28 protein-coding genes and 1 tRNA gene are annotated in these 25,978 nt (G+C 64.5%); 13 read left to right on the forward strand and 16 right to left on the reverse strand.

Going from position 1 to position 25,978, the window contains the following annotated elements:
• Window positions 1-49 precede the first annotated feature (49 nt).
• Together VGN93_RS16115 and VGN93_RS16120 are read left to right on the forward strand one after the other, a co-directional pair.
• On the forward strand, window positions 50-1,453 hold the full coding sequence (locus VGN93_RS16115) for a M10 family metallopeptidase C-terminal domain-containing protein (RefSeq protein ID WP_327508236.1): 1,404 nt from the start codon (window positions 50-52) through the stop codon (window positions 1,451-1,453).
• 188 nt (window positions 1,454-1,641) lie between these two features.
• On the forward strand, window positions 1,642-1,968 hold the full coding sequence (locus VGN93_RS16120) for a DUF3307 domain-containing protein (RefSeq protein WP_327508237.1): 327 nt from the start codon (window positions 1,642-1,644) through the stop codon (window positions 1,966-1,968).
• 85 nt (window positions 1,969-2,053) lie between these two features.
• Here VGN93_RS16120 and VGN93_RS16125 read toward each other — a convergent pair.
• The 3 genes from VGN93_RS16125 to VGN93_RS16135 form a co-directional block, all read right to left on the reverse strand.
• A tRNA-Lys gene (locus tag VGN93_RS16125) sits at window positions 2,054-2,129 on the reverse strand.
• A gap of 117 nt (window positions 2,130-2,246) precedes the next feature.
• Window positions 2,247-3,164, reverse strand: a complete 918-nt coding sequence (locus VGN93_RS16130) for a PhzF family phenazine biosynthesis protein (protein WP_327508238.1) — start codon at window positions 3,162-3,164, stop codon at window positions 2,247-2,249.
• Window positions 3,165-3,243: 79 nt separating this feature from the next.
• Window positions 3,244-4,350, reverse strand: coding sequence for an endonuclease/exonuclease/phosphatase family protein (locus tag VGN93_RS16135; protein ID WP_327508239.1), 1,107 nt, complete (start codon window positions 4,348-4,350; stop codon window positions 3,244-3,246).
• Window positions 4,351-4,544: 194 nt separating this feature from the next.
• Between VGN93_RS16135 and VGN93_RS16140 the strand changes: the two genes are divergently transcribed.
• Complete coding sequence (locus tag VGN93_RS16140) at window positions 4,545-6,134, forward strand: hypothetical protein (protein ID WP_327508240.1); 1,590 nt, start codon at window positions 4,545-4,547, stop codon at window positions 6,132-6,134.
• 58 nt (window positions 6,135-6,192) lie between these two features.
• On the opposite strand, the gene VGN93_RS16145 is transcribed toward VGN93_RS16140, so the two are convergent.
• Complete coding sequence (locus VGN93_RS16145) at window positions 6,193-6,609, reverse strand: Lrp/AsnC family transcriptional regulator (protein ID WP_327508241.1); 417 nt, start codon at window positions 6,607-6,609, stop codon at window positions 6,193-6,195.
• Window positions 6,610-6,746: 137 nt separating this feature from the next.
• Between VGN93_RS16145 and VGN93_RS16150 the strand changes: the two genes are divergently transcribed.
• The gene (locus VGN93_RS16150; protein WP_327508242.1) at window positions 6,747-8,372 is read left to right on the forward strand and encodes a M20/M25/M40 family metallo-hydrolase; all 1,626 of its coding nucleotides are present in this window, start codon (window positions 6,747-6,749) and stop codon (window positions 8,370-8,372) included.
• 160 nt (window positions 8,373-8,532) lie between these two features.
• Here the strand turns inward: VGN93_RS16150 and VGN93_RS16155 are convergent, their stop codons facing one another.
• The 3 genes from VGN93_RS16155 to VGN93_RS16165 form a co-directional block, all read right to left on the reverse strand.
• Window positions 8,533-9,756 (reverse strand): PLP-dependent aminotransferase family protein, encoded by a 1,224-nt coding sequence (locus tag VGN93_RS16155; protein WP_327508243.1) that lies wholly within the window; start codon window positions 9,754-9,756, stop codon window positions 8,533-8,535.
• Window positions 9,757-10,221: 465 nt separating this feature from the next.
• Window positions 10,222-11,241 (reverse strand): ketol-acid reductoisomerase, encoded by a 1,020-nt coding sequence (ilvC, locus tag VGN93_RS16160; RefSeq protein WP_319317719.1) that lies wholly within the window; start codon window positions 11,239-11,241, stop codon window positions 10,222-10,224.
• A gap of 57 nt (window positions 11,242-11,298) precedes the next feature.
• Window positions 11,299-11,946, reverse strand: coding sequence for a TetR/AcrR family transcriptional regulator (locus VGN93_RS16165; protein WP_319317716.1), 648 nt, complete (start codon window positions 11,944-11,946; stop codon window positions 11,299-11,301).
• Window positions 11,947-12,352: 406 nt separating this feature from the next.
• Here VGN93_RS16165 and VGN93_RS16170 point away from each other — a divergent pair, with 406 nt between their 5' ends.
• From VGN93_RS16170 to VGN93_RS16185, 4 genes are all read left to right on the forward strand, one after another.
• On the forward strand, window positions 12,353-12,733 hold the full coding sequence (locus tag VGN93_RS16170) for a hypothetical protein (RefSeq protein WP_319317713.1): 381 nt from the start codon (window positions 12,353-12,355) through the stop codon (window positions 12,731-12,733).
• A 117-nt stretch (window positions 12,734-12,850) separates the two neighbouring features.
• Window positions 12,851-13,150 (forward strand): hypothetical protein, encoded by a 300-nt coding sequence (locus VGN93_RS16175; protein WP_327508244.1) that lies wholly within the window; start codon window positions 12,851-12,853, stop codon window positions 13,148-13,150.
• Between the two features lie 10 nt (window positions 13,151-13,160).
• A complete protein-coding gene (locus VGN93_RS16180) occupies window positions 13,161-13,520 on the forward strand; it encodes a DUF4087 domain-containing protein (RefSeq protein WP_327508245.1) in 360 nt (119 codons plus the stop codon).
• 199 nt (window positions 13,521-13,719) lie between these two features.
• Entirely contained in the window at window positions 13,720-13,929 is a 210-nt protein-coding gene (locus VGN93_RS16185; RefSeq protein ID WP_319317704.1) for a cold-shock protein, read from the forward strand.
• Window positions 13,930-13,987: 58 nt separating this feature from the next.
• Here the strand turns inward: VGN93_RS16185 and VGN93_RS16190 are convergent, their stop codons facing one another.
• Window positions 13,988-14,452 carry an Lrp/AsnC family transcriptional regulator gene (locus VGN93_RS16190; RefSeq protein WP_319317817.1) on the reverse strand — a complete coding sequence of 155 codons (465 nt, stop codon included), beginning with the start codon at window positions 14,450-14,452 and terminating at the stop codon, window positions 13,988-13,990.
• 168 nt (window positions 14,453-14,620) lie between these two features.
• Here VGN93_RS16190 and VGN93_RS16195 point away from each other — a divergent pair, with 168 nt between their 5' ends.
• Window positions 14,621-15,334: an aspartate/glutamate racemase family protein gene (locus VGN93_RS16195; protein WP_327508246.1), complete on the forward strand. Its 714-nt coding sequence runs from the start codon at window positions 14,621-14,623 to the stop codon at window positions 15,332-15,334.
• Between the two features lie 6 nt (window positions 15,335-15,340).
• On the opposite strand, the gene VGN93_RS16200 is transcribed toward VGN93_RS16195, so the two are convergent.
• Window positions 15,341-16,585, reverse strand: a complete 1,245-nt coding sequence (locus VGN93_RS16200) for an NAD(P)/FAD-dependent oxidoreductase (RefSeq protein ID WP_327508247.1) — start codon at window positions 16,583-16,585, stop codon at window positions 15,341-15,343.
• Between the two features lie 18 nt (window positions 16,586-16,603).
• Window positions 16,604-17,011, reverse strand: a complete 408-nt coding sequence (locus VGN93_RS16205; protein ID WP_327508248.1) for a helix-turn-helix domain-containing protein — start codon at window positions 17,009-17,011, stop codon at window positions 16,604-16,606.
• A gap of 152 nt (window positions 17,012-17,163) precedes the next feature.
• Between VGN93_RS16205 and VGN93_RS16210 the strand changes: the two genes are divergently transcribed.
• Window positions 17,164-18,051 (forward strand): SDR family oxidoreductase, encoded by an 888-nt coding sequence (locus VGN93_RS16210; protein ID WP_327508249.1) that lies wholly within the window; start codon window positions 17,164-17,166, stop codon window positions 18,049-18,051.
• 42 nt (window positions 18,052-18,093) lie between these two features.
• Here VGN93_RS16210 and VGN93_RS16215 read toward each other — a convergent pair whose 3' ends face one another.
• Window positions 18,094-18,846 carry a pyridoxine 5'-phosphate synthase gene (locus VGN93_RS16215; RefSeq protein ID WP_327508250.1) on the reverse strand — a complete coding sequence of 251 codons (753 nt, stop codon included), beginning with the start codon at window positions 18,844-18,846 and terminating at the stop codon, window positions 18,094-18,096.
• A gap of 244 nt (window positions 18,847-19,090) precedes the next feature.
• Here VGN93_RS16215 and VGN93_RS16220 point away from each other — a divergent pair, with 244 nt between their 5' ends.
• Complete coding sequence (locus VGN93_RS16220) at window positions 19,091-20,179, forward strand: hypothetical protein (RefSeq protein WP_327508251.1); 1,089 nt, start codon at window positions 19,091-19,093, stop codon at window positions 20,177-20,179.
• Window positions 20,180-20,512: 333 nt separating this feature from the next.
• Window positions 20,513-21,190 carry a MerR family transcriptional regulator gene (locus VGN93_RS16225; protein ID WP_414714099.1) on the forward strand — a complete coding sequence of 226 codons (678 nt, stop codon included), beginning with the start codon at window positions 20,513-20,515 and terminating at the stop codon, window positions 21,188-21,190.
• A gap of 79 nt (window positions 21,191-21,269) precedes the next feature.
• Here VGN93_RS16225 and VGN93_RS16230 read toward each other — a convergent pair whose 3' ends face one another.
• Window positions 21,270-22,397: an ATP-dependent RecD-like DNA helicase gene (locus VGN93_RS16230; RefSeq protein WP_327508253.1), complete on the reverse strand. Its 1,128-nt coding sequence runs from the start codon at window positions 22,395-22,397 to the stop codon at window positions 21,270-21,272.
• Window positions 22,398-22,546: 149 nt separating this feature from the next.
• Between VGN93_RS16230 and VGN93_RS16235 the strand changes: the two genes are divergently transcribed.
• Complete coding sequence (locus VGN93_RS16235) at window positions 22,547-23,635, forward strand: AbrB family transcriptional regulator (RefSeq protein ID WP_327508254.1); 1,089 nt, start codon at window positions 22,547-22,549, stop codon at window positions 23,633-23,635.
• Here the strand turns inward: VGN93_RS16235 and VGN93_RS16240 are convergent.
• From VGN93_RS16240 to VGN93_RS16255, 4 genes are all read right to left on the reverse strand, one after another.
• Window positions 23,632-23,991, reverse strand: coding sequence for a nitrile hydratase accessory protein (locus tag VGN93_RS16240; protein WP_327508255.1), 360 nt, complete (start codon window positions 23,989-23,991; stop codon window positions 23,632-23,634). The genes VGN93_RS16235 and VGN93_RS16240 overlap by 4 nt on opposite strands.
• Window positions 23,978-24,637 carry a nitrile hydratase subunit beta gene (gene nthB, locus VGN93_RS16245; RefSeq protein WP_327508256.1) on the reverse strand — a complete coding sequence of 220 codons (660 nt, stop codon included), beginning with the start codon at window positions 24,635-24,637 and terminating at the stop codon, window positions 23,978-23,980. The genes VGN93_RS16240 and nthB overlap by 14 nt, the downstream gene beginning before the upstream one ends.
• Window positions 24,634-25,209, reverse strand: coding sequence for a nitrile hydratase subunit alpha (gene nthA, locus VGN93_RS16250; RefSeq protein ID WP_256117767.1), 576 nt, complete (start codon window positions 25,207-25,209; stop codon window positions 24,634-24,636). The genes nthB and nthA overlap by 4 nt, the downstream gene beginning before the upstream one ends.
• Before the next feature lie 83 nt (window positions 25,210-25,292).
• Window positions 25,293-25,886: a LysE family translocator gene (locus VGN93_RS16255; protein ID WP_327508257.1), complete on the reverse strand. Its 594-nt coding sequence runs from the start codon at window positions 25,884-25,886 to the stop codon at window positions 25,293-25,295.
• Window positions 25,887-25,978: the final 92 nt, after the last annotated feature.

The raw sequence follows: 25,978 nt of genomic DNA on the forward strand, positions 1-25,978 counted from the left end.
AAAGCTTTACCCCGCCTGCGCTAGGCTCTCGGTGATCGAGGGACATGCCATGCTGAAATTCACCGGACTATCGACGTCGGCCTATCGCAAGACCGGTTTCGACCTGCTGCTCAACCTGGAGGGCTCGACCCGGCGCGCCTATCTCGACACCGCGGCCGACCCCGCGCCGACGATCGGCATCGGCTTCAACCTGCGCTACAATCTCGAACCCGTGCTGAAGGCGATCGCCGGCAGCGGCTGGAACGCGACGCTGCAAGCGCGCCTGAAGACGGTCATCGATGACAGCTACGCCGAGGGCGAGACCGCGCTGCTCAACAGCCGGCTCGACAAGGTGATGGCCGACTGGAACGCCACGCGCGACCCGGGCGTGCCCAAAACCTTCGGCTTCACCTCCGACACGCAAATCCAGGCCGCCCTCACCGCCATATCGCCGCGCTACGAGGCGGTCATCGACAAATGGCTCTCCGGCATCCCGAACTCGACGGAACGCGCCGTGCTGTTCAGCATGGCCTATAACGCGCCCTCGCTGCTCGGCCCGAAGCTGAAGGCCGCGATCCTCGACGGCGACCGGGCGGAAGCCTGGTACGAGATCCGCTACAATTCCAACGGCAGCGGCCATGCGGGCATCGCCAACCGGCGTTATGTGGAAGCCGAACAGTTCAAGCTCTTCGCCAGGGAGGGCACGGCGACGACGACGGAAGCGCTCGATGCCGGCCTGATGTACACCGCGCACCGGGAAAAGATCCTGTCCTACGAAAGCCGCTTCGACGCCGACGCCGCCGGTCGCATCAAGGGTTTTGCCGGCATCGACGCGATCTTTCAGGAATATGCCCCGGCCATCGCCCGCCTGAAGGCCGCCTATGGTATCGCCAAGGGCATGGCGCTGGAGGAACTCCAGATCGCCTCCGCCACCATGCGAACCCTCTCCGGCGACGGCACGGCCCATGATTCGACCAAGAACGACGCGGACCTGCTCATCGGCTCGTCCCACGCCAACACGCTGTCCGGCGGGCGCGGCAACGACGCGCTCGTCGGCCTCGCCGGCAAGGACAGGCTCAACGGCGGCGCGGGCAACGACTGGCTCGACGGCGGCAGCGGCGCCGATATCCTGACCGGCGGCAGCGGCGCCGACACCTTCGTCTTCCGCAGCGCCGCCGACATCGGGCTTGCCGTCGGCAAGCGCGACCGTATCACGGATTTCGAGCCCGGCCGCGACCGGATCGACCTCTCCGCCATCGACGCCAACGGACCCGAGACCGGGCATACCTTCACCCTTCTCGCCAAGGCGAAAGCCTTCACGGGCGATGCCGGCGACCTGCGCTGGTACACGACAACAAGCAGCGGCAAGGCCATCACCGTGGTCGAGGGCGACATCGACGGCGACAAGGCGGCCGACTTCCGCCTGGAACTGGACGGCAAGCTGGCGCTTAGCAAGGGTGATTTTTTACTCTAAAGCATTTCCAGCCGAAGCGGCATCGCTTCGGCGTCGGACAATGCGGAAAAACAAAAAGCTAGCGCGGCTGTTCCCCAGGGAACAGCCCGTTACGGTTGATTTAATAGAACAGCGGTTCGCCCCGCCGTTTGCATGGATCCCAGCCTCCGGCGGCATGACGATAACGCGCAACCGGCACCGTTCATTCGATGATCCATGACATTCTGACGATGGGGCTTTTGTTGTGCGGCGCGCACTGGCTCGCCGACTATCCCTTGCAACCGGACTTTCTGGTGAAGGCGAAGATCGAGGGGCCGCTGCGCGTCTATCACCTGATCGCGCATGCCGGCATCCACGCCACCATGGTGCTGCTCATCACAAAAAGCCCCGCCCTCGCGCTTGCCGAGTGGGTGCTGCATGCCGTGATCGACGAAGGCAAAACGAAGGGAAAGATCAGCTTTGCCCAGGACCAGGCGCTGCACCTCCTGTGCAAGCTGCTATGGCTGGCCGCAAGCTTCAGCGTCCTGAAAACCTGACGGGGAAACGGCCTCGGCGCCCCGGCGACGCCGCTTGGCGTCGACCATCAAGTCTTTGTATAATCAGCGGAATTTAGGAAGGATTTGGTGGGTGATCACGGGCTCGAACCGTGGACCCGCTGATTAAGAGTCAGCTGCTCTACCAACTGAGCTAATCACCCACAAGACCGTTTGTGCGGTCTGGAGGGGCGTATAATGGCGTTCTCCGGGCTTGTCTATACCCGCCCCGAAAAAAGATGCTTTCCGGGGCGAATTTCTTTTGCAGCGCAAAATAACCGTCACAAATCCAGCATTCCGGCGGCAAGCCGCACGGCCTGTCCGCCGATGCGCGCCCTGGCAATCGCGCCGCCCGAAATATCGAGATGCAGGTGGATCGAGGACGGGCGGCCCATTTCGACGCCCTGCTCGATCAGGAAAGGATGGTGACCATCCACCAGCTTGTCGAAGAAATGGATGGCGCCGGACAGCGCCGCAACCGCAGCACCCGTCGCGGGGTCCTCGGAAATACCCATGTCGGGCGCAAACATCCGGGTGTGGAAGCGCGCATTGTGGTTCACGCCGCCGCGGCAATAGAGATAGGCGGAGGCGAGCCGGCCCTCGGCGAAGGGCGCGCAGCGCTCCCAGAGCGTCGCGTCGAACTCCACCGCGGCGGCCGCCGCAACGTCATGCACCGGGATCATCACGAAGGCGACGCCGGCGCTCCACAACGAGGGCACGTGGTTCTCGAAGCCGACCTGACCGGGTTTCAGGCTAAAGGCATCGGCCAGCGCCTGCCGGTCGAAGGTCGCCTCCAGGCGCGCCGATTTGCGCGGCACGTCGAATTCGGCAAAGGCCGCCTCGCGCACGCCGAGCTTCACCGCACAGCGCACCGGGCCGACATTCTCTTCCAGCATGCTCACCAGGTCGCGCGGCTGCGTGGCGGCGTCCTCGGCGGCTTCCGCGATCGCAATCGCCGCCCCCACCGTCGGGTGGCCGGCGAAGGGCAGTTCGCGGCCCGGCGTGAAGATGCGCAGGCGCGCGGTGTGCGCCGGGTTTTCCGGCCGCTTCACGAAGACCGTTTCGGAGAGGTTGAACTCGCGGGCGATGCGCTGCATCGTGCCGTCGTCGAGACCATCGGCATCGAAGACGACGGCCAGCGGATTGCCGGCGAGCCGCGTGTCGGTGAAGACGTCATAGATGGCATAGCGACGGGACAAGGTCTTCTCCGTATTCAGCTTTTGCCTAAACCTGCCCGAGCGATCCGCCGCGGGCAAGCGGAAATCAAACCGTCAACGCTCACAGATCGAGGCTCATCACGACGGGGCAATGGTCGGAGGCCTTCGGCCGGTCCCAGCCGACGCGCGGATAACGCTCCACCTCCTGCCCCGGCGGAAAGAGCGTGCGAAATGGCTGGCCGGCGCGAATGATCTCCGGCACGTGGTGGGCGTTGCGCTCGGCAAGCGAGGGCGACAGCCAGATATAGTCGAGCTGGCAGAGATGGCGCTCCTCCGGCCCGCGGCTGTGGTAAAGCGTCCAGCGATCATCGACCGGCCGGCGCAGCACCGGGTTGACCGCAAAGCCACCCGCGCTGAACACGTCGAGCGCGCTCACCGCCTCCTTCTGCGGCACGAAACGATAGCCCGTTCGGCGGTCGCCCTCGATCGCCAGCTTTTCCTGGTAGTCGTTCATATCGCCGCAGATGGCGAAGGCCTTGTTTGCCGTGTTTCCGACGCCAAAGCGGTTCTCGATGATCCGGCGCACCGCGCGCGTCTCGGCGGTGCGCACCGGCATGGTCGACTGGCGGCCGTCCATGCCCTCGCGCCCCGGCCCCATCGACTTGAAATGCACGACATAGAGCGTCAGCGGACGGCCGCCGATGCGCAGATCCATCTCCAGACAATCGCGCTTGAAGACCCGGTCGTCCGGCTTGTGGCCCTGGCCGAGATCCGCCGTGAAGAGATCGAAATCGCGATAGGTGACGGCGGCATGGCTGCGGATATCGATGCATTCGATGCGCTGGCCGTCGCGGGTCTCCTCGCGCATCAGCACCGAGACGTCGATGCCGCGGCTGTCATTGCCCTCGATCAGGTACTTTTGGCGGTACCCGTTGCCGACCATGCGGAAGAGGTAGCCATATTCGAAGGCCTGCAGCGCCGCCATGTTGTCGGTTTCCTGCAGGCAGAGGATATCGGCATCGGCATCCGCGATGGCGAGTGCGGAATGCTGGCGGGCGTCGTCGGTGTGCGCGATGGCGCGCGCCTCCTCCAGCCGCTGGTATTCCGCCTCGTTGCGGATGTCGAAGAGGCGCAGCACGCGATCCTGGCGAACCTGGTTGCGAAAGCCCGTGAAGTCGAAACGGGTCATGAGGTTTTCGATGTTGAACGTGGCGAGGCGCAGCGACATGGGGCACTTTCGGCAGGAATGCGTATGGGCAGGCGGAGTGTAACCGGCTGACCGGCAATGGAAAGCGCCTTTTCGCCATGCCCGCCGCCCGCGCCGGAATAAACCGGCTTGCCATGCCGTTACCCAGCACGGATGATGCGCATCCCGATGCGGACGGAGGATCGCTCATGGGGTTTTTATCCTGCGGATGGCGGATGTTCCTGGCGACATGGCTCGCCTTGATCGTCTTCGCATGCCCGCCCGCCAGCGCCGCCGAAAGCTACCTCACCGGGCCGGGCGAAGCCGCCCGCGCCGCGGGGCGCGTCAGCGAAGCGCTCGGCAGGACGCCGGAGGCACACACGATCCGGATCACCGAGAAGGAAGTGAACCTCATTGTGCGCGGCGCCGGCACCGGCGATGTGGACGAATGGCGGGTGCGGCAGGCGACACGCCTTTTCCTCTTCGAATCCGAGATCGTCAGCGGCCCCGCGGCCCGGCCCGCGCCGGCCATGGTGTCCGATATTGCGAGCGGCCTGTTCCCGCTGGATGCGATCCCGCTGGCAAAAGTCGACCAGGTCGCGACCCGCGCCATCGGCTATGCCAGGCTGGAGGGCGGCGGCACGGTGCAGTCGATCGAGATATCCAAGCGTGTGAACCTGTTGCCGACGCCCTCCTACGGCGCGATCCGCTGGGCGATCTACGTCGCCTCGCCGCGCGAAAGCGCCACCGTCTATGCGGATGCGGAGGGCACGATCATCGGCGGCGACCTTTCCAACACCGCCCGCGCCCGCGCGATGGATTTCTTCAAGGACGACGACTGGCCGAAGGAGCAGGCGCTGGAAAGCCTGACATCCGTCATCGGCAGCAAGCCGGTCATCCGCGATTTGACGGTCTATCCGAAATCCGTGCAGGTGAAGGCCGATCACCCCAGCATGGCGGAAACCACGGTGGGTTATTCCTGGGACATTTCCGGCGTCTCGCGCTCGCCCATCACCTCGCCGATGTTCCCCGGCACCTCGGCCCTGCCCGGCTTTTCGCTCGCCGATGTCGACCTGTCGCGGCTTGCCATGATCCGCGACAAGGCGAAGGAAGCCTGGCAGAACGACAAGTCGACGATGAGCTACATGATGCTGAAGCTCTCGACCGACGGACCGGGCAAACCGGAACTGCGCTGGGTGGTGCATTTCACGGATCTCGGCGAGCCGGGGGAAATGACGCTGTTTACCGCCAGCGGAACCGTGGAAGTGACGACGGACGGCACGGTGCGTGTCGCCAACCTGCCGGATGCCCGCAAGCCGAAGCGCAACTGGCTCGATCCAGACATGACCGAGAAGACGCTCGGCGTGATAGCCGAACAATTCGGCACGAACGCGCGCTTTGCCGAAATCACCGTCAGCAGGGATTCGATGAGTATCCTCGCCGAGGTGCCGGATACGCCGGGCACCATGCGCGACTACAATGTCAACGACCGCGGCGTCACGGCGTCGAGCATGATGATGCCCTGGGATTGGGAATTCCGGCCGGAGCGGCTTTTCCGCATGAGCGACATCGCCTTCTTCTCAGCGGCAAAACTCAACGAACTGACGGCGCGGACGTTCTCGCGGCTACAAGTCGGCTCCGAAATGGTGCTCTCGCGCTACACTTTCTCGATCGGCCAGCTGATGTCGCCCGACGGCAGCTTCATGGTGCCCTCGCCGGATGGCAAGGTGACTCTGGAAATCCGGCTGGAAGGCCCCGACGGCTGGAAGGGCGGCCGTATTACCTATTCCTCGACGGGCGAGGAAATCGATATCGTGATGCCTTAGCGCATGTCCCTTCAAATCGGAACGATTTGAAGAAAGGCGTATGCGCAAATCAAAAGACTTAGAGCGTCGTGAGAAGCAGGCTCGTCTCCGATTTCGAGACGCCATCCATGGCGCGGATGCCGCGCAGCACCCGCTCGAACTCCACGAGGTTTTCCGTGTGGATTTCCGCGACGAGATCCCAAGCGCCGTTCGTCGTGTGCAGTGCCCGCACTTCCGGAATGCCGCGCAGGGTCTGGATGGCGGCGAGCGTCTTCTGGCCGGTGATCTCGATCATCGTGATGGCGCGCACGGCATGCGGGTCGTCGGCCTCCGTCACGCGCACGGAAAAACCGGCGATGACGCCGTCGCGCGTCAGGCGCTCGATGCGGTTCTGCACCGTACCGCGCGAGACTTTCAGCTCCGCCGCAAGGGCGGAGAGCGAGGCGCGGCCGTCCTTGCGCAGGAGGGCGAGAAGTTTCCGGTCGACCGTGTCCATGGTTTTGCCGAAGTGTCAGTTTTCGATGGCGAAACGGCAATTTGTCCCGCAATTTTCCCAAAAGAATGCCGTTTCGCTTGCCGTCATCCTTGGCTAGCCTTGCGCTTCCTTCAACGCAACCGCTTTCGGCAGGCCCCATGTCTCCCACGAATGAAATCTCCGCTCGACGTGCCCGCGAACTCTCCCTGCTGATGACCCGCTGGCCGAGCGTGACGGGCTCACCGGACGAGGCGACCTTCTCCGAAAAGCTCCGGGCGCATCTGGCCGACACACCCTATTTCCGGCAGCACCCCGACCAGCTTTTCACCGTGGACAGCCATGGCGAACCGATGACGCAGAACGTCGTGGCGCTGGTGCGCGGCAGTGGACGCAGGACGATCGTGCTCGCCGGGCATTTCGACACGGTCTCCATCGCCAATTACGGCACGCTCGCGCCGCTCGCCTGCGATCCGGAGCCGCTGACGGAGGCGCTGCTGAAGGAACTGCACAGCCGGCCGCTGAACGCCGCGGAAGCGAAGGCGCAGAACGATTTCGAAAGCGGCGATTTCATCGCCGGGCGCGGCCTGCTCGATATGAAGAGCGGCCTCGCCGCCAGCATTACCGTTTTGGAGCGTTTTGCCGGGCTGGAGGCGCCGAAGGGCAACCTCCTCTTCGTCGCGACGCCGGACGAGGAGAACCGCTCGCGCGGCATGCGGAGCCTGCGCAATGCGCTGCCGGAGATCGCCCGCCGCTTCGACCTCGACATTGTCGGCGGCATCAATCTCGATGCGTCGAGCTGCGAACGCGACGGCGAGGAAGGTCGCGCGATCTATCTCGGCTCGATCGGCAAATTCGCGCCCTTCGCCTTCGTCATCGGCCGGCCGACCCATGCCGGTTATCCGTTCAACGGCACCAGCGCCCACCGCATCAGCGCCGAGATCACCCGCGCCATGGATACGGTGCCCGAACTCAGCGACGAAGCCTTCGGCGAGCGCTCCCCTCCGCCCGTCTGCCTGGAGGCGCGCGACATCCGCGACGGCTACGACGTGACGACGCCGGACCGCGTCTGGCTCTCCTTCAACTGGCTGACGCACAGCCGCAGCGCCAGCACGATCCTCGGCGATTTCCGCGCCATCGTCGCAGGCGCGCTGCAAACGGCGCTCGACACGCAGGCAACCCACGAAGCCCGCTATCGCAATCGCGCGGCGACGACGACGCGGGGCACGGTGCTGACCTACGCGGAACTGCTCGCACGGCTCGATACCGCGGCCCTTGCGCGGCTGGAGGCGCTCGACCGCTCGCTTTCGGACGGCACGGATCCCTTGAAAGTCAGCCGCGAGATCGTGGCCGCGGCAGCGACCGCGGCGGGCATCGAAGGCCCGGCCGTGATCATCGGCTTCGGCAGCCTGCACTATCCGCTGGTGCATCTGGCGCAGGCCGAGGCCGGACGGCGGATGCAGGCGCGGCTACAGCGCGTGATGGCCGAGGCCGCCGCGCGACATGACACGTCGATCAAGTTCAGGCAGATTTTTGCCGGCATTTCCGACATGAGCTTCTTCGGCCACCGGCCGGAAGCCGGCGAGACCGGCTTGCTCGCCACCAACACCCCATCAACAGCCTTCACCGATGTTGCGCCGGATGGCCTGCTGTCGTTCCCGACGGTCAATATCGGCCCGTGGGGCCGCGACTATCACCAGAAATGGGAGCGCGTGCACGCGCCCTATACGTTCGAAGTGCTGCCGGACCTGGTCTTCGAGGCGGCTGTGGCGTGCCTCGCCGAATAGGCGAATTGGCCCCTCATCCGGCTGCCGCCACCTTCTCCCCGCAAGCGGGGAGAAGGGATATGCCGCTCCGGCTTCCTCAACCAATGATCGTTCACAGGGCAAGTCCCCTCTCCCCGCTTGCGGGGAGAGGGTTAGGGTGAGGGGCCAGCCAATACACCAATCAGGCCGCAAGGCGTTCCTTGCCGAGCAGGCGGCCGAGGCGGGAGAGGCCTTCCTCGATCGTCGCGGCGTCGGCGCAGGAGAAGCTGAGGCGCAGCGTGTTGGCGCCGCTGCCATCGGCGTGGAACGCCTGGCCGGGCACGAAGGCGACCTTTTCGGTCTCGATGGAGCGGGCGAGCAGTGCGGCGCCATCCATGCCGGCCGGCAGCGTGACCCAGACGAACATGCCGCCCTCGGGCTTCGTCCAGCTGACGCCTTCCGGCATGTATTTCTGAAGGGCCGCCAGCATCGCATCGCGGCGCACGCTATAGGCGGCGCGGATCTTTTCGACCTGCGCGTCGAAACCGCGCTCGGCCACATGGGCGATCGCCATCTGGTTGATGGTCGAGGAATGCAGGTCGGCCGCCTGCTTCATCAAGACGAGCTTGCGGATGACGGGGGCTGCCGCGACGATGTAGCCGACGCGCAGGCCCGGGGCCAACGTCTTGGAGAAGCTGCCGCAATAGATGGTGCGGGCGGCGTCGATATTGCCCTTGGCGGCGATTTCCAGCGCCAGGATCGGCGGCACCGCCTCGCCGTCATAGCGCAGCGACTGATAGGCGGCATCCTCGATGATGGGGATATCCAGCTCTTCGGCGAGCGCCAGCAGCTTTTCGCGGCCAGCACGATCGACCGTTTCGCCGGTCGGGTTGGCGAAGTCGGCGGAGAGATAAGCGAATTTCACCCGCCCGCCCGCGTCCGCCGCCGTCGCGCGATAGGCATCCGGCGTGCGGTTGCCGGAAAGGTTCAGCCGGTCATAGGTCGGCTCATAGGCGTTGAAGGCCTGGAGCGCGCCGAGATAGGTCGGCCAGGTGACGAGCGCCGTATCGTTCGGCGACAGGAAGAGCTTTCCGAGATAGTCGAGGCCCTGCTGCGAGCCGGAGACGATGAAGACATTGTCGGCCGAACAGGGAATGCCGAGCTTGCCCATCTCGCCGGCGAGCCAGTCGCGCAGCGGCTTGTAGCCCTCGCTGACGGAATATTGCAGGCCGGCCGAGGCCCCCTCGCCCGAAAGCACGTCCGTATAGGCGGCTGAAAAGGCTTCCTTCGGGAACAGCGCCGGATCCGGGATGCCGCCGGCAAAGGAGATGATGTCGGGCCGCTCGAGCAGTTTCAGCAGCTCACGGATTTCGGACGCCTTCATGCGCGACGCACGCGTCGCGAAGGCCTGTTCCCATTTGAACATAGGGGTTTCCTCGGTCTGTTGTTTGAACGCACCTCATCACGGCGCCGTTTTTATGTCAATAATGCTGACCTAAATATTCGCACCAAGAAGAGACGCGCACGCAACCGAGGTTTCGTGCGGATTTGATCTCGCCGGAGCGCGCACGCTCAAGCGGCCGTTTCAGGCGCCGGACGCGCTCAGGTCGCCCGGTCGCTGTAAAGGCTGAGCAGTACGAGCCCACCTATACTAACCAGGATAAAAAGATCGAACCAGGCGAAGTATTGGATAATCGTGGCCATCGCACCATCCTCCTGATAGCGGAACGAAACACTGATGTATTTTGTTCCCGTTCGGCGCTTTGCGCAAGTTTATTACTTGCTGCACCGCAGTGTGGCAGAAGGATGCACTGCATTATTTCAATTCATCTTAAATGAAAAAGCCGGGCGGAAAACCGCCCGGCCTTAACGCCTGAAAGGACAGATGCGCTTAGTTGACAGCCTTATCGACCAGCTTGTTCTTGCCGATCCACGGCATCATGCCGCGCAGCTTCGCACCGACTTCTTCGATCTGGTGCGAGTCGTTGTTGCGACGGATGCCCTTGAAGCGGGCGCCGCCGGCCTTCCATTCCTGCATCCACTCGGTGGTGAACTTGCCGGTCTGGATGTCCTTGAGGACGCGCTTCATCTCGGCCTTGGTTTCGTCCGTGATGATGCGCGGGCCGGTGACGTATTCGCCCCACTCGGCCGTGTTCGAGATCGAGTAGTTCATGTTGGCGATGCCGCCTTCATAGATCAGATCGACGATCAGCTTCACTTCGTGCAGGCACTCGAAATAGGCCATTTCCGGCGCGTAGCCGCCTTCGACCAGCGTTTCGAAACCGGCACGGATCAGTTCGACGAGACCGCCGCACAGGACGACCTGTTCGCCGAAGAGGTCGGTTTCGCACTCTTCCTTGAAGTTGGTCTCGATGATACCCGAACGGCCGCCGCCGACGCCGCAGGCGTAGGAGAGCGCGAGGTCGAGCGCGTTGCCCGAGGCGTTCTGGTGAACGGCAACGAGGCAGGGAACGCCGCCGCCCTTCTGGTATTCGCCGCGAACCGTGTGGCCCGGACCCTTCGGCGCGATCATGACGATGTCGACCGAGGACTTCGGCTCGATGAGGCCGAAATGGATGTTGAGGCCGTGTGCAAACGCGATGGCAGCGCCGTCGCGGATGTTGCCGGCGATGTCGGCCTTGTAGATGTCGGCCTGGAGTTCGTCCGGCGTCGCCATCATCAGGAGGTCGCCCCACTTGGCGGCGTCAGCAACGGTCATGACCTTGAAGCCGTCGGCTTCGGCCTTCTTGATGGTCGGCGAACCGGCCTTCAGAGCGATGACGACGTTCTTGGCGCCGGAATCCTTGAGGTTGAGGGCGTGGGCACGGCCCTGCGAGCCGTAGCCGACGATGACGACGTTCTTCGCCTTGATGAGATTGAGATCGGCATCACGATCGTAATAGACGCGCATTGATGTTTCCTTCCCTTGCTGTCTGTTTCACTTGAACCGGAGGCTGCCCTGCCGGCGTTACCCTTTCACGCCGTGAAGCGTCAGGAAGGCGTCCACCGCCTTCTCCGCGCGCGGCGAGAATTCCTTTTTGAGCGCTGCGGCGTCTTCTCCGAGCAGCATCCTCAGATGCATGTCGGAAACGATCAGCCCGTAGAGCGTGCCGTATGCCTCGTCCGCCTTGTCGAATGCAAGCAGCTTCGCCTTGCGGCCGGCTTCCAGCAGCGCTGCGGCGCGTTTGCCGATCTGCCGGCGGCCGCGCTCCTGCAGCAGGCGGCCAAGTCCGGCGCCCTCGCGGCTCGCCTGGCCGATGGCGAGGCGGTTCAGCGCGAGAGACACATCGCCCGAAAGCACGTCGATCAGGTCGCAGGCAAAGGCGAAGAGATGTTTGCGCAGCGTCTCGGCCGTCAGCGCACCGGCGCTCGCCTCGACCGTGCGCACCTTGCCCGCCTGGTAGGTGATCATCGCCGAGATCAGCCCGTCGCGGTCGCCGAACCACTTGTAGAGGCTTTCCTTCGAACAGTTCGCCGCGCGCGCGACACCCGCCGTCGTCAGCGCCCGTTCGCCGCCCTCGACCAGCAGGCCGAGCGCACGCTCCAGCACCGCGCCCTGACGTTCCGTCAGTCCCGCGGCGGCTGCGCCCGCTCTGCCCTGCTCCACGAAATGCACGATGATCCCCTGTCGAATTCCTGCGTACCGTACCGTACGGTTCGGCATCTTCTAGCGATCTCCGCCGACGCGGTCAACACACTTCTCGCAAGGGAGGGAAAGCGGGTGATTTGCAGGGTCGAATCCTGCTTTCTGGGCCTGCTGCACCACGCAATAATCGCTGCAATGCACAACGATGAAGAAATTTTTATTCCGCTATGTCGCTGATTTGAAACAGAAGTCCTTTTAAATCGTGCAAGGACCATGGCTCGCACAAAATTTTTCGCTTCCCAAGACGTTTCCGATTGTTAAGATTTGTGAGACCTGCGGTGCAGCAGGCCGTTCTGGACAAGCGCGGCCCTGCCGGCATCGAGGCCTGAGTATCAGGAGTACGAAGCGAAACGCCCTTACGCCAAGGAGACAGAAAATGTTGAATTTCCTGCCAGACCTTCACGAAGGACATGCTCCCATCACTCTGCAGCAAGTGTTCGGCGACGCCCTGGAAGCCTTTGACGCCTGGGAAGACGAACGCGCCGAACCGATGGTGATCTACGAAGACCAGATCGTTCCCATCGGCATCGTCTTCGACAGCATGCGCGCATGCACCGATATCCTGCCGCGCACCATGGCGGATATCGTGGCCGATACCCTCGCCCGCAACCCGGCAGCCGTCGGCGCCGACATCGTCACCTTCGGCGATGCCGCCCGCCTCGCCGTGGCCCTCGTCGAACAGCGTCGCCTCTACGGCGAGGCTGCCATCGCCGCCTTCCTCGACCATCATCGCGTCGACAAGCGGCGTCCTGCCTGATCCCGGAAAAGTCCCGTTAAAAACGGGACTTTTTCTTCTCATGCATGGCAATACCGGAATAAGGAACAGGCACCACCCGTTATGGGAGTGCCTGCCCTCCTGCGACGGATTCCCGCCATGTTTCGCCTCGCCGCTGCCGCCCTCCTCCTCTCCGCCCTGCCCGCACTCGCCGCCGAGGAGCCGCCCTATGTCGGCACCTGGAATTGCGAGGTCGCGACCTTCAGCTTCACCGCAGAGACTTATGACTCCGGCGAAGGCCCCATGCCGATCGTCAAGAGCGAAAAGGACGGCGGCGCCTATACGCTGACCTTCGCCGACGACTACCGCATCGGCCTTGCCAACATCACCGACAGCGAGATGGACTGGGCGTCGGAGGCGAGCGGCGACATGTTTCACTGCAAGAAGATGGTGAAGTGAGGATATGGCGATGAAAAGACTGGTTCTGGGTGCCCTTCTCTTTGTTCTTGCCGGGACGGGCGCGCAAGCCGCCGAAAACCGCTGCGGCTGGCTGCACAATCCCACGCCGGCGAACTGGTGGCTGAACGATGCCGACGGAAGCTGGACATTGATGACGCAGGGCGGCGGCGAGGAGCCTGACGGCATCGACATCCTCCCGGACATTTCTGCCGGCGACTATGTGCGCACCAACGGCAACTACGGCTACGCCTGCGCCTGCATGAGCGTCGACACCGACGACGCCGACGGCCGCATCCTCGCCATCCATTCCTTCCGCCAGCTGCCGATCGCGAAATGCGCGAACGATCCGGCCCTCTCACCGCCGGACTGACCAAGGACAAAAGCCGACGCGCTCCCGTCTTGACCCGGCGCGTCGAAGCACTTATTTCTCCCGCATCGAGATTTGAACGTTGACTTCTGCATTTGCAGGCGTTCCTGCCTGCAGTACGAACCTACCCTTCAAATTCGACCTCCCATGGTTGCCAATTCGGCGACCGAAGATTGATTTGACGGCTTAGAAAGGTTTCGTCATGGCAACTGGTACCGTAAAGTGGTTCAACACGACCAAGGGCTACGGCTTCATTCAGCAGGACAGCGGTGAGCCGGACGTTTTCGTCCACATCTCCGCCGTTCAGCGCGCCGGCCTCACGGGCCTGGACGAAGGTCAGAAGGTCAGCTTCGAGCTGGTCCGCGACCGCAAGTCCGGCAAGATGTCGGCCGATCAGCTGACCGCAGCCTGATCACCGCCACGGCACTGAAATGAAAGAGGCCGGTTCAGACCGGCCTTTTTTATGCCTGCTATTCGGCGTGATCCACCGGCAGGCGCGATCCGCTCTTCAGCACCTCCATCGAGATCGAGGCGGAAACGTCGAAGAGCTCGACCTTGCGCACGATGCGCTTGTAGACCACGTCGTAATGCTCGACGCGCGGCAGCACGATTTTCAGGATATAGTCGTAATTGCCCGTCAGCCGGTGCGCCTCGACGACCTCGGGAATGTCGGCGATCGCCCGGGAAAACAACGCGATCCAGTCGTCGCTGTGATGCGCCGTCTTGATCAGCGCGAAAACCGTCGTCGGCACGCCCATCTTGTCGCGGTCGAGCAGGGCGACCCGCCCCACGATATGCCCGCTCTCCTCCAGCCGCTGGATGCGGCGCGCGCAGGCCGAGAGCGACAGGTTCACCTTCTCCGCCAGCACGGCGACGGGCGCGCCCGCATCCTCCTGCAACAGCGCCAGCAATTTCCGGTCCCGCTCATCCAGCACGCCGAGATTCTCCGCATATCTCTCCGATGCAGCAAAGAAAGCGCGCCAAGGTGTCATTTGGCAACACAAATTATCGCCGCTCCACCAAATCAGTCGAAACTTTGCGAACAATCGCCGCGGAGGGCGCGGCATTCTGATCGTCATGGACATCACCAGCGGGAGACGAGCATGAAGACGATCGGCCTTATCGGCGGCATGAGCTTTGAGAGCACGGCGGTCTATTACCGCATGATTAACGAGGCGGTGCGCGCGCGGCTGGGCGGCCTGCATTCGGCGGACGTGCTGGTGCATTCGGTGGATTTCCAGTCGATCGTCGACCTTCAGAAGGCGGGCCGCTGGGATGCCGCCGGCGAGCGCCTCGGCGCGGTTGCCGCGGGCCTCGAAAAGGCCGGCGCGGACTGCGTGCTGATCTGCACCAATACCATGCACCTCGTCGCCGATGCGGTTCAGGCCGCCGTCAAGGCGCCGCTCCTCAACATCATCGACGAGACCGCGCGCGAAATTTTCGCGGCCGGCAAGCGCCGCCCGCTGCTGCTCGCCACGCGCTACACGATGGAACACGGTTTTTACGCAGACCGCATGAAAGAGGCCGGCCTCGACGTGATGGTGCCGGATGACGCCGGCCGCACGCTGATCCACGACGTTATCTTCGACGAGCTCTGCCAGGGCAAGGTGCTCGAAAATTCCCGCGAGCGCGTGCTCGCCCTGATCGAGGCAGCGCGCGGACAGGGCGCGGATTGCGTCATCCTCGGCTGCACGGAAATCTGCTTGCTGCTCGATCCAAAAACCCTGCCGCTGCCGGGCTTCGATTCGACCGCGATCCATGCCAGGGCGGCCGTCGATTTCGCGCTCGGCGCCATCGTCGCCAGCAAGGCGGCTTGAGGCCGTTCAGGCCTCGCGCAGCGCCTTCTCCTGCCAGCGGCATTCTTCCAACCCGGCCCGTGCGAACGGGTCGGTCAGCGTACCGGAGACGATCGCCGCCAGGATCTGCGGCGCCGGCGGTATTTTCGCGACGGTCGCGACCAGCCGGTCGCGCAGCCAAGCGATCGCCTGCGAATCCGACTGGTAGAACGGCGTGAAAACATAGGAAAGCAGCTGGAACAGCCGCACATGGTTGCGCCGGGCGGCCGCATAGGCCGCCAGCCCCTCCTCCAGCGACGCCGCCGACGACAGGGCATGCGCCAATGCGGCCGCGTCGAGCAACGCCATGTTCGCCCCCTGCCCGAGCTGCGGGCTCGTCGAATGGGCGCTGTCGCCGATGAAGACGATGCCGTCCGCATAGGGCGGCAGCGTGGTGCGGTGGGCGTAGCGGGCGAGCGTCAGCTGGTCCCAATCCGTGATCTGGTCGAGGAAGGGCGCCGTTTCCGGCCAATGGCCGCGGATGCCGGCCTTCCAGCGCTCCAGCCCCGCCTGTCTCACCGTTTCCGCCTCCGCCGTCTTGAGGCTCCAGAAAAAGGCGGCCTTGCGGCCCCCGCCCGCATGCGCCCGGCCGACCGGCAGCACGCCGATCATCACCTTCGCGGCGTCATACCTTTGGGCAAGTGCGCGCGCGTCATGCGCAATACCGTCGCAATCGAGCGTCGCCCAAAAGGCGCCCCAGGGCAGCTCCCGGATATGCGGCGAGACGATGGAGGCCGCGACGAGTTGCGAGCGCGCGCCGGTCGCATCGATCACCAGGTCGTAATCGCCGACGATCTCGCCATCCGGATCGTGCAGCGCGGTGCGGGACTGGCGGGTCTCGGCCTTGGCCAGCGTGATGCCCGTGCGGATGGGCAGCCCTTCGGCCACCACCGCGTCATGCAGCACGGAAAACAGCGCCGCCCGGTGCACGGCGAGACCATAACGGCCGCCGGAAAGCGCATCGTAGCGCACGTCGAGCACGGTTCGACCGCTGCGCGCATCCGCGCCGTGCAGCCGGTCGATGCGGTTGCCCAGCGTATGGATGGCCGACGACAGGCCAAGGGCGTCGAGCACGGTGAGCCCGGTCGGCTGCATCAGCAGGCCGGAGCCGACCGGCGACGGCTGGTCGAAGCGCTCGATGAGTTCCACCCGGTGGCCGGCGCGCGCCAGAAAGAGCGCGGCCGCGAGCCCCGCAGGCCCCGCGCCGGCAATGCCGATATCCAGTCGCTTCATGCCGCCTTCCCCGGTATGTCAGTCCTTCGCCGCGTCATAGACCAGGCGTGCAGCCCGGATCGCGCCGTGGTTCTCCGTAGACCACTGCACGAGGGAGCGCAGAAGCGCAAGGAAGGAGTGGCCGAGCGGCGTCAGCGCATATTCGACGCTCGGCGGCTGGGTGGGATAGACGGTGCGCGTCAGGTAACCGTCGCGCTGCAGGTCGCGCAGCGTCTGGGTCAGCATGCGTTGCGAAATGTCTGGAATGAGGCGGCGAAGCTGCGAGAAGCGGCGCGGCCCGTCGGCGAGGCCGAGGATCATCAGCGAGGTCCACTTGCCGCCGACGCTGTCCAGCACGTCGCGCACCGGACAATCATCCATTGACATGGCGACGCCGTCGATCAGCATGACGCGTTCGCCCTCGGCGCGCTCGACGATCTTGTTCATAGAAGGTTCCCTCCAGGTAACCACAGCAGAAAAAACTGCCTCCTTTACAGCGTCTACCAGATCACCAGATAAGAGCAAGTCTCAATAAGAGACCAACACTCAGCAGGAACCGAAGGCGCCTCTCCGCCAACCCTGCCAGAAAGGCCATAGACATGACCGACACAATTCTCGTTACCGGCGCCTCCGGCCAGCTCGGCCGCCTCGTCCTCGACAAGCTCATCGCCTCCGGCCAGGTCGCGCCGGCCGATATCATCGCCGCGACGCGCGACACCGCCAAACTGGAGGCCTATGCCGCCAAGGGCGTCACGGTCCGCGTGGCGGATTTCGACGATGAGGCCTCGCTCGACGCCGCTTTTGCCGGCGCCGGCAAGGTGCTGATCATCTCGACGGACGCGCTCGACAAGCCGGGCCGCCGCCTCGCCCAGCACAAGGCCGCGGTCGCCGCCGCTAAGAAGGCCGGCGCAAAACACATCCTCTACACCTCCATGCCGCAGCCGGAGGATTCGCTCGTCACCTTCGCGCCCGATCATCTCGGCACCGAACAGGCCATCAAGGCGACCGGCATCCCCTACACGATCCTGCGCGACGGCTGGTATGCCGAAAACCTCTTCATGTCGCTGCCGCACGCGCTCGCCACCGGCTCCTGGTACACCGCCACCGGTAAAGGCAGGATCGCCCACATCACCCGCGACGACACCGCCGCCGCCCTCGCCGGCGCCGTGCTGAAGGCTGGCGACGAGAGCAGGACCTACACGCTGACCGGCACGAAGACCCACACGGCCGATGAAATCGCCGCCATCGTTTCCGCGGCGACCGGCAAGCCGCTCAACGTGGTGCATGTGACGGATGCCCAGCTTGCCGAGGGCCTCAAGGGCGCCGGCCTGCCGGAAGCGTTCATCCCGACGATCGTCTCCTTCGACGCCAACACGCGCGAGGGCAAGATCGCGATGGTCACGAGCGATGCCGAAACGCTGTCCGGCCGTCCGCTGACCGCGTTCGAGGACTTCGTCGCCGCCAGCAAGGCAGCATTTCTCGGCTGATGAATTTGCGGTGCGGCGCTCCCCAAGGGCGCCGCACTACCGTCAGACGTCCTGGCCGCAGGCGCGGCAGAAGCGCCGTACCGATTCCGCCATGCCAAATTCCAGCGCATCGGCGGTCAGGCCGTGGCCGATCGACACTTCGGCGAGGCGCGGAATGCGCGCCACCAGCATCGGCAGGTTGGCAATGGTCAGGTCATGGCCGGCATTGACGTCGAGGCCGAGATCGAAGGCGATATCCGCCGTCTCGCCCAGCAGGTCGGCGATGCGCTGGGCTTGCGCCGGATCATCGTAGCAGCCGCCATAGGGGCCGGTATAAAGCTCGATCCGGTCGGCCCCGACCTCTCTTGCGATCGTCAGCGCCTCGCGGTCAGGCGCACCATCGGCAAAGACCGACACGCGAAGGCCGAGCTTCTTCAGCCGGCCGACGATATTGCCGAGAAGATTGTGGCTCCGGCGAAAATCCCAGCCGTGGTCGGACGTCGCCTGCGACGGATCGTCCGGCACCAGCGTCACCTGCTCGGGACGATGCTCCTCGACGAGGCGCATGAAGCCCTCTTCCGGAAAGCCCTCGATGTTGAACTCCGTGCCGGTAAATTCGCTGTCGATGAGGTTGCGGATCGGCGCGAGGTCGGCAAAGCGCACATGGCGCTGGTCCGGCCGTGGATGCACGGTGAGGCCGCTCGCACCCGCCTGAAGGGCGATCCGGCCAAGGCCGGTGACGCTCGGCCAGGGCAGGTCCCGGCGGTTGCGCAGCATGGCGATGGCGTTGAGATTGACCGACAGTTTCGCAGGCATGACGACGCGGGCTCCTGTTGCAGGACACAGGTCTAGCCTGTTGTTTCCACAAGGGCAATCGCCCCAAGAGCCGTGAAAACCGGGGCAGCGGGCGATTTGGCCGGGAGGGGCCGCCTCACCCCTTGCCGTTCATCAAGAATCACCGGTAAACTCCCCTAGAATTTTGGGGATGCGCGCTTCGGCGCCTCGACACGGGACAGGAAGGAAACCAGGCAGCAACGATGGCCTCCTCTATGGTGTTACCATGAGCGGGACCGACAGGCCGGCGTGCGATCTCGTACGGCGCGCGCTGCATGCTGTCATCGCCAGCGATACGTTCGCCCGTTCCGAGCGGTTGCGCTCGTTCCTCTCCTACATCGTCGAGAACGAACTTTCCGGCAAGGCGGCCCAGTTGAAGGGCTACAGCATCGGCATCGACGTCTTCGGCCGGTCGGCCGGCTTCGATGCCGGCAACGATCCGCTGGTCCGCGTCCAGGCCGGCAAGCTCAGGAAGCTGCTCGAACACTATTACGAGACGGAAGGCGCTTCGGATCACCTGCGCATCCGCGTGCCGGTCGGCAGCTACGTTCCCGAATACAGCATCATCGAGGACGTGCCGGAAACACCCGAGCCCTTGGCAGCCACCCCGCGCCCGGTGCGCCAGAAGCCCGCACCGCGCCGCTCGTGGCTGCCGGCACCGGTCTCCTCGCCGCTCGCCCTGCTGTCGTTGCTGCCGCTGTTTTTCCTGGCGCCCTCCGTCTATCCGGAAACCACCAATGCGGCGATCGCCAAGGCGCAGCTCGTGCTTTCGGTGCAGAACCGGCTTGCCGGCCGCGCCCAGGCGCTGCCGAGCCTGCACATCGTGCAATGCTGGCCATCCGGCGGCGGATGCAGTGCGTTCGCGCACGCCATTGCCGGCTCCGCCGGTTACCACAGGACCGTGCACCTCATCGACAAGCGCGAGGCGGGCGAAACGCATCCGCTCTCCTACACGATCCGCATCGAGAACCGCCCGGATGGCCGCGGCATCTACGCCCGGCTGATCCACGAACAATCCGGCGATACGATCTATGCGCGGTATTTCTCGCCAGAGCAGCTGCGCAGCAAAGCGGGCATCGCCTACGAGGCCGTCAATTTCGTCGCCCGCACCCTGTCGGCAACCGGGCCGCTCTATCGCCACGCGCTGCGCACGGGCACGGCAAGCGGCACCATGGAATGTCTTGCGCATAGCGAGCGGAGCCCGCCGCGCGGCACGCCATCGCTCGGCCAGCCGGCCGCCTGTAGCGTGCAACCCGCCGCAGCCCTTGCCGAAGCGCCGATTCCGGACGGAACCGGGTTTACCCTGACGCGGTAGGCGCTTGCCTTTTTCTTGCAGCCCACGCGCCGGCGCCACCAGGAAATACATCCCTAGATATAACGATAGGCACGACCAAGCCTTGGGTTTATTTTACGATGATGGGCGGATTGGTAATGTGTGCCGCTCGGGTTCAGGATCCTTGCACAATCGCGTCGCGAAACGGATCGAGAACCTTTGCGCGATCGTATACAGTTCCATTGGACGGCACAGCCGATGGAACTGGTGGGCATTGTCCGCCGGCTCTGATCCAGACTTCACGGGGAAGAGGATTTTGCCGGCGACCGGGGGTTAAACACATGAGCAGATTTCTTTTTGCGGGCCGCTTTCATGATGACCAATGAGTCGAAGAAGGCCGACAGCCGGACCGCCGCGCGCAAATCCATTCGTTTCCTGCCCGTCGCACCCTTGCCGGAAAATCTGCCTGAAGGGCGGCTTGCCATCGCCGACATGGCGAACGCCTTCGGCGTGACCCACCGCACGCTGCACTTCTACGAGGAAAAGGGCCTGCTGACGGCGGCCCGTGTCGGCCCGATGCGGGTCTACGGCCCGGAGGAAATCCAGCAGATGGCGGTGGTCAACACCTGCCGCGAGACGGGCATGCCCGTCGCCGTGATCCAGGAATTGCTGGATCACCTCTCGGCGGTCGAAAACCAGGAGGAGGCCGACGGCGTCTTCCGCAACGCCATGGCCGCCCGCAAACGCGAACTCGCGGCACAACAATCGACGATCCGCCGGCAGATGCAGCAGATCAACGAGCTGCTTGATTTCAGCGCCGCCCACGAGAACGAGACCAACGACAACACGCCCTCCTCCAGCCTGGCGCCGGCGGAACTGCGTTGCCTCACCCTGATGGCGGAAGGCTATCCGACGAGCCGCATTGCCCGCGCGCTCGAAATCGAGCCCGGCGAAGTGCAGGTGATGGAAAAGAGCATCATCGCCAAGTTCAACAGCAACAACCGTTTCCAGGCCGTCGCCAAGGCGGTCATGCTCGGCATCGTCGGCCACTGAGGCCGACGTCATGGGCCGGACATGACGACCGGCCCTTCTATCCGCCCCCTGATGGGCGGTCCGTCGTACGGGATCCTGGCTACCGCACGATGGTAAGCGTTTCCGCGGCGCGCGTGATGGCGGTGTAGAGCCAGCGTTCGCGCGTGTCGCGGAAAGCGTAACTTTCATCGAACAGCACGACATTGTTCCACTGCGAGCCCTGCGCCTTGTGCACGGTCAGCGCATAGCCGAAATCAAAGTCGTCGTAGCGCTTGCGCGTGGTCCAGGGAATTTCCTCGGTGACATTCTCGAAGGCGGCCTTCAGCAGCTTGATCTTCGCAGCCCCGCGATCCATGTCGTCGTCTTCCGGCCGGATCATCAGGTTGATGCCGGGCTTCACCGTTTCCTTGGACGAGCTCATCACCTGCCATAGCGAGCCATTGAGCAGGCCCTTGGCCGGGTCGTTGCGCAGGCACACCAGCTTGTCGCCGGATTGCGGATAGTCGGTCGTAAACCCCTTGAGTTCGCGGAGCCGCTGATTGTAGCGCCGGCGCGTCTTGTTGGTGCCGACGAGCACCTGGTCGGCATCGAGCACCAGCGACTGGTCGACCTCATTGCGGCCAATCACGCGCGCCGCACCATAATCGCCATAGTCGATGTCGCCGCCCTCGCGGATCTGCATGGCAAGATGAAGGATCGGGTTGTCGCGCGCCTGCCGATGAATATCCGTCAGCAGATAATCCGGCTCCTGATTGGTGAAATAGCCACCGCCGGAAACGGGCGGCAGCTGGCCGGGATCGCCGAGCACGAGGATCGGCGTGCCGAAGCTCATCAGGTCCTTGCCGAGCGCCTCGTCGACCATCGAGCATTCATCGACGACGACGAGCGCTGCCTTGGCGACCGGGCTCTGGCGATTGATGGTAAACATCGGCGAGATCGAGGTTTTCCCCGTCTCCTCGTCCGACACCTCTTCCTCGCCGCGCGAACGATAGATCAGCGAATGGATCGTGCGGGCATTTTTAGCGCCCTTGGAGCGCAGCACCTGCGCCGCCTTGCCGGTGAAGGCTGCAAACAGCACCTCGCCATCGACATTTTCGGCAAAGTGGCGCGCCAGTGTCGTCTTGCCCGTGCCGGCATAACCGAACAGCCGGAACAGCGGCGCGCGCCTTTCCTTCAGCCATCGTGCGACGGCGTTCAGCGCTTCATCCTGTTGGGGTGCAAATTCCATGCCCGGACTTGGCAGGATTCGCGCCTACGAAGCAAGGGGCGGGACGCTGAGTTCACAAGAGTGCCCAAGGATTGGCCTACCCCCTGATTTGACCCTGTTCGCCGCGCGCGCTTGCCTGTATGGAGACGCGAACCTTCCGGAGCGATGATTTGCCCGCCTCCCGAAATCCGAATGACGAAACGAAAGCGCCGAGCGGCGCCGGCCGGTTGCCGGCATGGCTGCAATGGAGCCTCGTCGCCTGTCTTTCGATCGTGACCACCGTTCCGCTCGAGATCGCCGGTTTTCCCGCCGCCCTCCTGATGGGGCCGATGCTCGCCGGCATCGTCCTGGCGCTTGCCGGCGGCACGATCCGCCTGCCGCGCATCTTCTTCTTTTTCGTGCAGGTCGTGCTGGCGCTGATGATCGCCACCATGGTGTCGCAGGATTTCGTCGGAACGTTTGCGGAAAACTGGCTGCTGATGCTCTTCGTCGTGCTCTCGGTCATCAGCGTCAGCACGTTCTCCGGCTGGATGATCGCCCGCACCGGCCTCCTGCCCGGCACGACGGCGATCTGGGGTTCGTCCCCCGGTGCCGCCTCCACCATGCTGATGATGGCGGAAGCCTATGGCGCGGATGCGCGCCTCGTCGCCTTCATGCAATATCTGCGCGTCGTCTTCGTCGCGAGCGTCGCGACGCTCGTCGCCCATTTCGGCGGCCATGACGGCGCGGTGGTGCCGCCGCATGCCTGGTTCGAGCCGGTGCCGATGCCGCCGCTGGCCGCCATGCTGGCGATCGGTATCCTGGCCGGCCTCGCCGCCCAGCGGTTGCGCATCCCGGCCGGCGCCTTCCTGGTGCCCTTCGCCATCGCCTCGGTGCTGAATTCCTCCGGCACGGTGACGTACCTGCTGCCGCAATGGCTGCTCGTCATCGCCTTCACCCTGCTCGGCTGGAACATCGGCCTCGGCTTCACCCGCGCCATCCTCATCCATGCGCGCCGAGCGCTGCTGCCGACCGTCGTCTCCATCCTCGCGCTGATCGGCTTTTCCGGCCTGCTCGCCGGCCTGCTGATCCTCGTGCTCGGCGTCGACCCGCTCACCGCCTATCTCTCGACCAGCCCCGGCGGGCTCGACTCGATTGCCGTCATCGCGGCATCGAGCAATGTCGACATCGCCTTCGTCATGACGCTGCAGACGGCGCGGCTGATTCTCGTCACGCTGATCGGGCCGTGGCTCGCCCGCTTCGTCGCCGACCGGGCTTAATCCGGCGCATTCTCCAGCAGGATCGGCTTGCCATGCGGCGTCGCCTCGGCGGCGCGCTCCCAGCGGTGGGACAGCGCATCCTGCTCGGCTTCGCTCGCCACGCCGCGCTCCGAAACGAGCGACGAAAGGGCGGCGACCCAGCAATCGAAATAATCGCGGCCATCGTCGGCGCGACCGGGACGATGCACCTCGCGCGACAGCGCCGCCGCCCACTCCGCCCAGGTGAACATGCCCTGCTCGTGCAGGCGCACCGTCATGGCAAAGGCCTGAGCCTGCCAGGGTTCTGCAAAAACCGGATCGCCCTCGGCGGACTTCGGCAGGCCGGGAGAATCGGCCGGCGTCTCACACCGGCTCAAGATAGCTCTCCCAGGCATCGATCGAAACGGTAAGGCCGGGTGCCGCCCCCTCGCCCCAGATTTCCCCGCCGTCGAAGACGACGGTATAGACCCATTGCGGGTTTTCGCCCCGGCCGTGCGCGTTGTCGTCCGGAAAGACGAAGGAGCCCTGTACGGTCTCGACCACGCCGACCTTGTCGCGCGCATAGCGCGGCAGGCGGGTATGCGTGGTCGGATTGAAGTTGCGGGTGCGCACGCGGTCGCCGGCGGCAAAGCGTGGCACGGTCTCGAGCGGACGGTCGCACGGCCCGCCCTTCGCCAGGACGGCCGCCACCATGTCGGCCTTCAGCACGCGCTTCGGCGCCGCCCCCTTTTCCAGCATCCGCCCCTCCGCCAGTTCCGCCGCACTGACGAAACCATGGCGCTGAAGCAGCACTTCTAGCGCGCGGATCCAGATCTCGTAATAGCTCGCGGAAAGATAGGTGGCGGGCGGGATGTTTTCGCGCGCATGGCGGCTTTCATCGAGCGTCCAGGCGCCGAAGGCGCCGCAGGAGATCGTCACGCCAAGCGCCTGCCGCTCCCATTCGGCGTGAAAGTACGGCTCGTTGTGCTCGGGCGCGACCGGCCCCATTCCGTGCTGGCCGCCGAGATCGTGCGGCCCGTTCATGGCCTTGCCTCCGGCGCAAGCGCGAGCCCGGTGCCGATCATGGCGTCCCGCGTCACGAGATCGGCAAGTGCTGCCTGGTCGAGCCCTTCCGTGCCCGCGGGCCGCTCGGGAATGACGAGGTAGCGCAGTTCCGCCGTCGAATCCCAGACGCGGATTTTCTTGTCCGGCGAAAGCGTTACGCCGAACTCCTCCAGCACGCCGCGCGGATCGATGACCGCGCGCGAACGATAGGCCGGCGCCTTGTACCAGACCGGCGGCAGGCCGAGCACGGACCAGGGATAACAGGAGCAGAGCGTGCAGACGACGAGGTTGTGCGTCTGCGCATCGTTGAACACGGCCCGCATGTGTTCGCCCTGGCGGCCGGTATAGCTGAGGCTGGCGATCGCCTCCGTCGCGTCCCGCCGCAGCCAGTCGGCGAAATCCGGCTCCGCCCAGGCCTTGGCGACGACGCGGGCGCCGTTGCGCGGCCCGATCTTCGTCTCGTAGGTCTCGACGATGGCGTCGATCGCCTGCGGATCGATCAGCCCCTTCTGCGTCAGGATGGTTTCGAGCGCGCGCACGCGCGCCTCCATCGGCGAAAAATGGTTGTCGTGGTGATGGTGGTCGTCATGGTCATGAGACAAGGCGGTCCCTCCGGCTTGTCCTTCATACGCCTCTAGCGCAGCATCGGCCAGAGGCTGGCGACAAGCAGCAGCGCCATCGTAATGTTGAACCACTTGAGACGAACGGGATCCGACAGCCACTGGCGCAGCGCCGAGCCGAAGCCGGCCCAGGTGGAAACGCTCGGGAAATTGACCAGCGCGAAGGCGACGCCGACGATGAGCACGCTCAGCGTATAGTTCGCCGCATTGGTACAGGTCGCCATGGCGGAAACAGCCATGACCCAGGCCTTGGGGTTCACCCACTGGAAGGCGGCGGCCTGGAGAAAGCTCATCGGCCGTGCCCCCGCCTTGCCTTCGGAAAGCGTGCGCGACATGGCGATCTTCCCGGCGATCCACAGGAGATAGGCGCCGCCCGCGAATTTCAGCACCGTATAGACCAGCGGCACGGCCTCCAGCAGCGCGCCGAGCCCGAAACCGACGGCGAGCAGCAGCACGAGGAAACCGACGCCGATGCCGCACATATGCGGGATGGTGCGCACGAAACCGAAGTTCACGCCCGAGGCGAAGAGCATCATGTTGTTCGGGCCGGGGGTGATGGAGGTGGTGAAGGCGAAGACCAGCAGCGCCAGAAAGATTTCGATCGGCATGCAGGTTCTCGCATATTCCGGTTGTTTTTTGCGATTGATAGTCCATCTCTTTGCGACGACCAGCCAATTCTTGTCATGCATACAATTCGTAT

Origin of the sequence: Shinella sp., assembly GCF_035998705.1 — a bacterium.
Classification (GTDB): Bacteria; Pseudomonadota; Alphaproteobacteria; order Rhizobiales; family Rhizobiaceae; genus Shinella.

Excerpts from the sequence above, each read along its gene's own strand:
- VGN93_RS16120 (WP_327508237.1), top strand. The coding sequence starts at position 1,642 with ATGATCCATGACATTCTGACGATGGGGCTTTTGTTGTGCGGCGCGCAC.
- ilvC (WP_319317719.1), bottom strand. The coding sequence starts at position 11,241 with ATGCGCGTCTATTACGATCGTGATGCCGATCTCAATCTCATCAAGGCG.
- VGN93_RS16150 (WP_327508242.1), top strand. The coding sequence starts at position 6,747 with ATGTCTCCCACGAATGAAATCTCCGCTCGACGTGCCCGCGAACTCTCC.
- VGN93_RS16205 (WP_327508248.1), bottom strand. The coding sequence starts at position 17,011 with ATGAACAAGATCGTCGAGCGCGCCGAGGGCGAACGCGTCATGCTGATC.
- VGN93_RS16225 (WP_414714099.1), top strand. The coding sequence starts at position 20,513 with ATGACCAATGAGTCGAAGAAGGCCGACAGCCGGACCGCCGCGCGCAAA.
- VGN93_RS16140 (WP_327508240.1), top strand. The coding sequence starts at position 4,545 with ATGTTCCTGGCGACATGGCTCGCCTTGATCGTCTTCGCATGCCCGCCC.
- VGN93_RS16255 (WP_327508257.1), bottom strand. The coding sequence starts at position 25,886 with ATGCCGATCGAAATCTTTCTGGCGCTGCTGGTCTTCGCCTTCACCACC.
- VGN93_RS16135 (WP_327508239.1), bottom strand. The coding sequence starts at position 4,350 with ATGTCGCTGCGCCTCGCCACGTTCAACATCGAAAACCTCATGACCCGT.
- VGN93_RS16195 (WP_327508246.1), top strand. The coding sequence starts at position 14,621 with ATGAAGACGATCGGCCTTATCGGCGGCATGAGCTTTGAGAGCACGGCG.
- VGN93_RS16175 (WP_327508244.1), top strand. The coding sequence starts at position 12,851 with ATGTTTCGCCTCGCCGCTGCCGCCCTCCTCCTCTCCGCCCTGCCCGCA.
- VGN93_RS16220 (WP_327508251.1), top strand. The coding sequence starts at position 19,091 with ATGAGCGGGACCGACAGGCCGGCGTGCGATCTCGTACGGCGCGCGCTG.
- VGN93_RS16170 (WP_319317713.1), top strand. The coding sequence starts at position 12,353 with ATGTTGAATTTCCTGCCAGACCTTCACGAAGGACATGCTCCCATCACT.
- nthA (WP_256117767.1), bottom strand. The coding sequence starts at position 25,209 with ATGGAGGCGCGCGTGCGCGCGCTCGAAACCATCCTGACGCAGAAGGGG.
- VGN93_RS16210 (WP_327508249.1), top strand. The coding sequence starts at position 17,164 with ATGACCGACACAATTCTCGTTACCGGCGCCTCCGGCCAGCTCGGCCGC.
- VGN93_RS16115 (WP_327508236.1), top strand. The coding sequence starts at position 50 with ATGCTGAAATTCACCGGACTATCGACGTCGGCCTATCGCAAGACCGGT.
- VGN93_RS16230 (WP_327508253.1), bottom strand. The coding sequence starts at position 22,397 with ATGGAATTTGCACCCCAACAGGATGAAGCGCTGAACGCCGTCGCACGA.
- VGN93_RS16200 (WP_327508247.1), bottom strand. The coding sequence starts at position 16,585 with ATGAAGCGACTGGATATCGGCATTGCCGGCGCGGGGCCTGCGGGGCTC.
- VGN93_RS16145 (WP_327508241.1), bottom strand. The coding sequence starts at position 6,609 with ATGGACACGGTCGACCGGAAACTTCTCGCCCTCCTGCGCAAGGACGGC.
- VGN93_RS16155 (WP_327508243.1), bottom strand. The coding sequence starts at position 9,756 with ATGTTCAAATGGGAACAGGCCTTCGCGACGCGTGCGTCGCGCATGAAG.
- nthB (WP_327508256.1), bottom strand. The coding sequence starts at position 24,637 with ATGAACGGGCCGCACGATCTCGGCGGCCAGCACGGAATGGGGCCGGTC.
- VGN93_RS16180 (WP_327508245.1), top strand. The coding sequence starts at position 13,161 with ATGAAAAGACTGGTTCTGGGTGCCCTTCTCTTTGTTCTTGCCGGGACG.
- VGN93_RS16215 (WP_327508250.1), bottom strand. The coding sequence starts at position 18,846 with ATGCCTGCGAAACTGTCGGTCAATCTCAACGCCATCGCCATGCTGCGC.
- VGN93_RS16185 (WP_319317704.1), top strand. The coding sequence starts at position 13,720 with ATGGCAACTGGTACCGTAAAGTGGTTCAACACGACCAAGGGCTACGGC.